Genomic DNA, 6,868 nt, shown 5'->3' on the forward strand with positions numbered 1-6,868 from the left:
TGATGGTGATACCACGAGCTTTTTCTTCTGGTGCGTTATCGATCTGGTCGAATGCACGAGCAGAACCACCGTAGGTTTTAGCCAGAACGGTAGTGATTGCAGCAGTCAGGGTAGTTTTACCATGGTCAACGTGGCCGATAGTACCAACGTTGACGTGCGGTTTTGTACGTTCAAATTTTTCTTTAGACACGGCTATATTCCTTACTATAGTGCTCTCCCCTCAGGAGAGAGCACGGGACTTAGGTTTTAATCCTGTGGATTACTTACCACGGGCTTCAATAACGGCCTGAGCAACGTTGTTAGGCGCATCATCATACTTCAGGAATTCCATGGTGTATGATGCACGACCTTTGGTCAGAGAACGCAGCTGAGTTGCATATCCGAACATTTCAGACAGCGGAACTTCAGCGTGGATCTTAACGCCAGTTACTTCGGATTCCTGACCGCGCAGCATACCGCGACGACGGCTCAAGTCACCGATAACGTCACCGGTGTTCTCTTCAGGAGTTTCTACTTCAACCTTCATGATTGGCTCAAGCAGAACTGGTTTTGCTTTCTTAAAGCCTTCTTTAAAGGCAATAGACGCAGCCAGTTTAAACGCCAGTTCAGAGGAGTCAACGTCGTGGTAAGAACCGAAGTGCAGACGGATACCCATGTCAACAACCGGATAGCCAGCCAGAGGGCCCGCTTTCAGCTGTTCCTGGATGCCTTTATCAACGGCAGGGATGTATTCGCCAGGAATTACACCACCTTTGATGTCGTTGATGAACTCGTAACCTTTCGGGTTAGAGCCCGGCTCCAGTGGGTACATGTCGATCACAACGTGACCGTACTGACCGCGACCACCAGACTGCTTAGCGTGTTTACCTTCGATATCGGTAACTTTCGCGCGAATCGCTTCGCGGTAAGCAACCTGAGGTTTACCCACGTTCGCTTCAACGTTGAACTCGCGCTTCATACGGTCAACGATGATGTCCAGGTGCAGTTCACCCATACCTGCGATGATGGTCTGGTTAGATTCTTCATCAGTCCATACGCGGAATGATGGGTCTTCTTTCGCCAGACGGCCCAGAGCCAGACCCATTTTTTCCTGGTCAGCTTTGGTTTTTGGTTCAACCGCGATGGAGATTACCGGCTCAGGGAATTCCATACGCTCCAGAATGATCGGGTGATCCGGGTCACACAGGGTGTCACCGGTGGTCACGTCTTTCAGACCGATAGCTGCAGCGATGTCGCCCGCACGAACTTCTTTGATCTCTTCACGTTTGTTAGCGTGCATCTGTACGATACGGCCAAAACGTTCACGCGCCGCTTTCACGGAGTTCAGGATGGTGTCACCGGAGTTAACCACACCAGAGTAAACGCGGAAGAAGGTCAGGTTACCCACGAATGGGTCGGTAGCAATTTTGAACGCCAGTGCAGAGAACGGCTCGTCGTCGCTTGCGTGACGCTCAGCCGGAGTATCTTTACCGTCGTCCAGGATGCCGTTGATCGCAGGAACGTCAACCGGGGATGGCAGGTAGTCAACTACCGCATCCAGCATCGCCTGAACACCTTTGTTCTTGAACGCAGAACCACAGGTTACCAGGATGATTTCGTTGTTCAGAACACGCTGACGCAGAGCTTTTTTGATCTCTTCTTCAGACAGTTCTTCACCACCCAGGTATTTCTCCATCAGCTCTTCAGAAGCTTCAGCAGCGGATTCGATCAGGTTCTGGTGCCATTCGTCAGCCAGGTCCTGCATCTCAGCCGGGATATCTTCGTATTCGAAGGTAACGCCCTGGTCTGCATCGTTCCAGTTGATGGCTTTCATTTTCACCAGGTCGATAACGCCGGTGAAGCCTTCTTCAGCACCAATTGCCAGCTGCAGCGGAACAGGGTTCGCGCCCAGACGGGTTTTGATCTGGCCAACAACTTTCAGGAAGTTAGCACCCATACGGTCCATTTTGTTAACGAACGCGATGCGTGGAACTTTATATTTGTTCGCCTGACGCCATACGGTTTCAGACTGTGGCTGAACACCACCAACTGCGCAATAAACCATTACCGCGCCGTCAAGAACACGCATGGAACGTTCTACTTCGATGGTGAAGTCAACGTGCCCAGGGGTGTCGATGATGTTTACGCGATGCGGTTCGTACTGCTTAGCCATACCTGACCAGAATGCAGTAGTCGCTGCGGAGGTGATAGTAATACCACGCTCCTGCTCCTGTTCCATCCAGTCCATGGTGGCTGCGCCGTCATGAACTTCACCGATTTTATGGTTTACACCGGTGTAGAACAGAATACGTTCGGTAGTAGTGGTCTTACCGGCGTCGATGTGCGCACTGATACCGATGTTACGGTAGCGTGCGATGGGTGTTGTACGAGCCATTTGATTCCTCGTTTGTTTCTTTAGGCGTTCAGTTAAGTAACCCAGAGCGGGCAGCTTCTCTGAAGCGCCCGCCTGGTGACTAATACTCCGAAGGGATTACCAACGGTAGTGTGCGAACGCCTTGTTGGCTTCTGCCATACGGTGAACGTCTTCACGTTTCTTAACTGCAGTACCTTTGTTTTCTGCAGCATCAGAAAGTTCGTTCGCCAGACGCAGAGCCATGGATTTATCACCGCGTTTACGAGCAGCTTCAACGATCCAACGCATTGCCAGGGCATTACGACGAACCGGACGAACTTCAACTGGAACCTGATAAGTAGAACCACCAACGCGGCGGGACTTAACTTCTACAGTTGGGCGAACGTTGTCGAGAGCGACTTCGAAAGCTTCCAGTTCATTTTTACCAGAACGCTGAGCCAGGGTCTCCAGCGCGCTGTATACGATTGCTTCTGCAGTAGATTTTTTACCATCTACCATCAGGATATTTACAAATTTTGCCAGCAGTTCTGATCCGAATTTCGGATCTGGAAGAATTTTACGCTGACCAATGACGCGACGACGTGGCATGGGAATACTCCGTTGTTAATTCAGGATTGTCCAAAACTCTACGAGTTTAGTTTGACATTAAGATAAATCAGTTTGGCCTTACTTAACGGAGAACCATTAAGCCTTAGGACGCTTCACGCCGTACTTGGAGCGAGCCTGCTTACGGTCTTTAACACCTGAGCAGTCCAGCGCACCACGAACGGTGTGGTAACGAACACCCGGAAGGTCTTTAACACGACCGCCACGGATCAGGATCACGGAGTGCTCCTGCAGGTTGTGACCTTCACCACCGATGTAGGAAGTCACTTCGAAACCGTTAGTCAAACGCACACGGCATACTTTACGCAGTGCGGAGTTTGGTTTTTTAGGAGTGGTGGTATACACACGAGTACATACACCACGTTTCTGCGGGCATGCTTCCAGCGCAGGCACGTTGCTCTTTGCAACTTTGCGTGCACGTGGTTTGCGTACCAGCTGGTTAACTGTTGCCATTAAATAGCTCCTGGTTTTAGCTTTTGCTTCGTAAACACGTAATAAAACGACCTCATACAATATGAGGACGCGAAATTTTAGGGCTACGTCGAAAAGGTGTCAAGAAATATACAGCGATCTCAAATCACCAGTTCATTTGACTGGCGTGCGTCACAGTAAGATTGACGAAATCAGTATAGCCAACCACGTCAATTTTGGCTGAAATTTGACCAGAAAGACCCCGCGCATCCAGATCGTCCTTTAGCGCAGAGACAGTTATGGGGGCATTTGTAAGGATTTCAACGAAACGGCTGCCTTCCAGCGCAGCAAGTACGCCATCCTGAATCAGCAGCAGGTCATCACCTTCGCGCAGCATGCTCAGTAGCGTGTCGATATCACATTGCCACGGTGAGCGGCTCAGGGTATGGAGCATGGCAGCCTCAGAAAGTCAGAACAGTGTCGTAGTGAGAGAGTTGTTCGCGCAGCGCAGCAGAAGACAGGCACGTGACATCCAGAACAAAAGGCGTCTTCTCATCTAATCCGCGAGCGGCCAGCGAGTCGGCACACACATAGAAGGTTTCAATGTCGTACAGCGGCAACACTTTAAAGGTGGCGATGTAATCCCGCATCAAAATCGCCTGCGGTTGCTGGCCCGCCAGAAGCTGAAACACCCCGTCCCCTAAAAAGAAGACGCCGATCTCCTCGGTCAATGCAGATGTCGCGAGCAGCGCGTCCAGCCCTTCTCGGCCCGATGCGCTACCGTGCGGGGCAGTGGTAAAAACAAACGCGATGCGTTTCATCAGAATTGCACCACTCGGTCACAGGTGAGCGCAGCCTGCGCCAGCGCGCCCAGACCACTTAGTGAAAATCCGGGCTGCAGGTTGGAACCGGCTAAACCAAGACGCGCGGCTTCGGTTGTATCAGCGACACCGCGACGCAGGGCCGCTGCCACGCAGATATGCAATTCAACACCCTGCGTCTCATTTAACGCCTGCCAGGCGCGCACCAGATCAAACTCATCGCTGGCCGGCGACGTAAACTGGTTCGCGTTATAGACCCCTTCCCGATAAAAGAAGACGCTCACCAGTTCATGTCCGGCTTTTAGCAGCGCCTGGGCAAATTGCAGCGCGCTGCTGGCCTGCTGAGTGCCATACGCCGGGCCTGTCACCATTAACGCAAAACGCATTACTTATCTTGCCCCAGGAAATCACCGCTTTTGAACTGGCGAATATAGAGGTAGACCGTATGTTTGGAAATGTTCAGGCGGTCAGCCACCTGATTGATGGCGTCTTTGATATCAAAAATGCCTTTTTCATAGAGATTCAGCACGATCTGACGATTCTTGGCGTTGTTCGATACGTTGCGATCGGCATTCACCTCTTCAATCGTGAACTCCAGCGTCTGCGTGACGAGATCCTCAACTGAAGAGGCAAAGTTAACAGAAGAGCCCACGTCTGGCGTTTCAGGCGGAATAAAGGTGCTCATGATTTGCGAGAATGGCACATCAAGGTTCATGTTGATGCACAGCAGTCCGATCACACGATGCTCGCGATTTCGAATAGCAATGGTTTCTGATTTCATCAGCACGCCGCTTTTGGCGCGAGTGAAATAGCATTTGGAGACGCTGCTGTCCGCGCCGGTCATGTCATGCAGCATACGCAATGCAAGGTCGGTAATTGGCGAACCAATTTTACGGCCAGTATGCTCACCATTAGCAATGCGGATGGCGGAACACTTCAGATCTTGCAGGGAGTGCAATACGATTTCGCAGTGGGACCCAATGAGCATCGCTAACCCGTCCACCACCGCTTCGTAGGATTTCAGAATATCGAAGTCGGTCTGGTCGAAAGGACGTTGATCCAGCAAATCAAGTTCACTGGTTTCGTTGGTTAAAAGCGACCTGGACATGAAAAAAACACTCCTTTTCAGGAGCCTGTCGTTAGGTTTTCAGGGCAGGCTCATTATCTACACGGACAACTAAATTAATACAGCGTACCTGGCACTTTCCAGTGTTAATTATATCTGCCCCACAATAAAAAAAACCGCCGCCTTAAAGGCGGCGGTTTTCATCACATTACTTCTTCGCGTCTGCGGCAGCTTTTTGATCTGCCTGCGCTTCTGGTTTCGCATCGGCTTTCGGTGCCGGTTTGATATCCAGCAGCTCTACGTCAAACACCAGCGTAGAGTTGGCAGGGATACCCGGAACGCCGGTTTTGCCATAGGCCAGATCCGGTGGGATAACCAGCTTGATCTTACCGCCTTTCTTGATGTTTTTCAGACCTTCGGTCCAGCCTGGGATCACACCATCCAGACGGAAGGAGAGCGGCTCACCGCGGGTGTATGAGTTATCGAACTCTTTACCGTCGATCAGCGTACCTTTGTAGTTCACCACGACAGTATCGCTGTCTTTCGGTGCATCACCGGTACCTTCTTTCTCAACTTTGTATACCAGGCCGGTAGAAGAGGTTTTTACGCCCTTCTCTTTAGCAAAGGTATCGCGGTAGGCTTTGCCTTTCGCTTCGTTGTCTTTCGCGTCCGCTTCCATCTTCGTCTGAGCGGCACCTTTCACACGCGCTTCGAACGCCTGCAGAGTCTGTTCAATTTCCTGGTCAGACAGTTTGCTCTTATCAGCAAACGCATCCTGAACACCCGCGATCAGCTGAGCTTTGTCCAGTTTGATGCCCAGTTTCTCTTGTTCTTTCAGAGAATTTTCCATGTAACGACCCAGAGATGCGCCCAGTGCGTAGGCAGATTTCTGGTCGTCATTTTTGAACGCCGCTTTGCTGTCTGCAGTTGCAGCAGGCTTCGCAGCAGTATCAGCAGCGAAGGACAGCGGCGCGTTCAGCGCAACAGCCATCGTCGTCGCCAGCAGCGTTACTTTAAACAGTGATTTCATCCATATCTCCAGGGCCTGGGGACTCTCACCCCAGCATTAAACGTAAATGAGCTACGTACTATAAAACGTTGTGGAAGAAATCTACAGACAGACTCTCCCGATTCTCGCCACTTTTAAGACTATTTTTGTTTAAATAAGTTTCTTGCCAAAGGGATGGATACTGCACTAAGGAACAAACTCAGTTAAACTTCGCCGCCGCTGGCCCATTATGGCGAATCAGAAACAGACGAGGTGAATGATGAAGGACACAACGATTGAAGCGAGACTGGCTGAACTGGAAAGCCGCCTGGCTTTTCAGGACATCACCATCGAAGAGCTTAACCAGACCGTGACCGCGCATGAACTCGAAATGGCGAAACTGCGGGATCATATGCGCCTGCTGACGGAAAAGCTGAAGGCTACGCAGCCGTCAAACATCGCCTCACAGTCTGAAGAGACGCCACCACCTCACTATTGAGGCGAAAAAAAAGCGGGATAATCCCTAATGCTGGTCACTTAAGGTGATCAGCATTTTTTCTTGCCGGATATTTCTGGGCTTTTATTCTCACTTCCCGGGGATAACTTCGCTCTCTTCTTCCCGG

General features: G+C 50.9%; 10 protein-coding genes. 1 reads left to right on the forward strand and 9 read right to left on the reverse strand.

Translation table 11 applies throughout. The features are described from left to right. The 9 genes from AC2FAK_RS22790 to fkpA form a co-directional block, all read right to left on the reverse strand. Nucleotides 1-190 (reverse strand): GTP-binding protein (locus AC2FAK_RS22790; RefSeq protein ID WP_004090890.1); only part of this gene is annotated, 190 nt, incomplete at its 3' end. A gap of 69 nt (nucleotides 191-259) precedes the next feature. Next, entirely contained in the window at nucleotides 260-2,374 is a 2,115-nt protein-coding gene (gene fusA / locus AC2FAK_RS22795; protein WP_029882142.1) for an elongation factor G, read from the reverse strand. A gap of 96 nt (nucleotides 2,375-2,470) precedes the next feature. Next, complete coding sequence (rpsG, locus tag AC2FAK_RS22800; RefSeq protein ID WP_003861706.1) at nucleotides 2,471-2,941, reverse strand: 30S ribosomal protein S7; 471 nt, start codon at nucleotides 2,939-2,941, stop codon at nucleotides 2,471-2,473. Nucleotides 2,942-3,037: 96 nt separating this feature from the next. Continuing rightward, nucleotides 3,038-3,412: a 30S ribosomal protein S12 gene (gene rpsL, locus AC2FAK_RS22805; RefSeq protein WP_000246815.1), complete on the reverse strand. Its 375-nt coding sequence runs from the start codon at nucleotides 3,410-3,412 to the stop codon at nucleotides 3,038-3,040. A gap of 124 nt (nucleotides 3,413-3,536) precedes the next feature. Continuing rightward, the gene (gene tusB / locus AC2FAK_RS22810; protein ID WP_013099033.1) at nucleotides 3,537-3,824 is read right to left on the reverse strand and encodes a sulfurtransferase complex subunit TusB; all 288 of its coding nucleotides are present in this window, start codon (nucleotides 3,822-3,824) and stop codon (nucleotides 3,537-3,539) included. Between the two features lie 7 nt (nucleotides 3,825-3,831). Continuing rightward, nucleotides 3,832-4,191 carry a sulfurtransferase complex subunit TusC gene (gene tusC / locus AC2FAK_RS22815; protein ID WP_013099034.1) on the reverse strand — a complete coding sequence of 120 codons (360 nt, stop codon included), beginning with the start codon at nucleotides 4,189-4,191 and terminating at the stop codon, nucleotides 3,832-3,834. Continuing rightward, nucleotides 4,191-4,577: a sulfurtransferase complex subunit TusD gene (tusD, locus tag AC2FAK_RS22820; protein WP_020686857.1), complete on the reverse strand. Its 387-nt coding sequence runs from the start codon at nucleotides 4,575-4,577 to the stop codon at nucleotides 4,191-4,193. Before tusD ends, tusC begins: the two co-directional genes overlap by 1 nt. Next, nucleotides 4,577-5,299, reverse strand: a complete 723-nt coding sequence (locus AC2FAK_RS22825; RefSeq protein ID WP_003861697.1) for a helix-turn-helix transcriptional regulator — start codon at nucleotides 5,297-5,299, stop codon at nucleotides 4,577-4,579. The genes tusD and AC2FAK_RS22825 overlap by 1 nt, the downstream gene beginning before the upstream one ends. Nucleotides 5,300-5,465: 166 nt before the next feature. Beyond that, nucleotides 5,466-6,287 carry an FKBP-type peptidyl-prolyl cis-trans isomerase gene (fkpA, locus tag AC2FAK_RS22830; RefSeq protein ID WP_013099036.1) on the reverse strand — a complete coding sequence of 274 codons (822 nt, stop codon included), beginning with the start codon at nucleotides 6,285-6,287 and terminating at the stop codon, nucleotides 5,466-5,468. 238 nt (nucleotides 6,288-6,525) lie between these two features. Here fkpA and AC2FAK_RS22835 point away from each other — a divergent pair, with 238 nt between their 5' ends. After that, complete coding sequence (locus AC2FAK_RS22835; RefSeq protein ID WP_003861693.1) at nucleotides 6,526-6,744, forward strand: protein SlyX; 219 nt, start codon at nucleotides 6,526-6,528, stop codon at nucleotides 6,742-6,744. Nucleotides 6,745-6,868 lie beyond the last annotated feature (124 nt).

It is taken from the genome of Enterobacter cloacae complex sp. 394F7 (genome assembly GCF_057320385.1).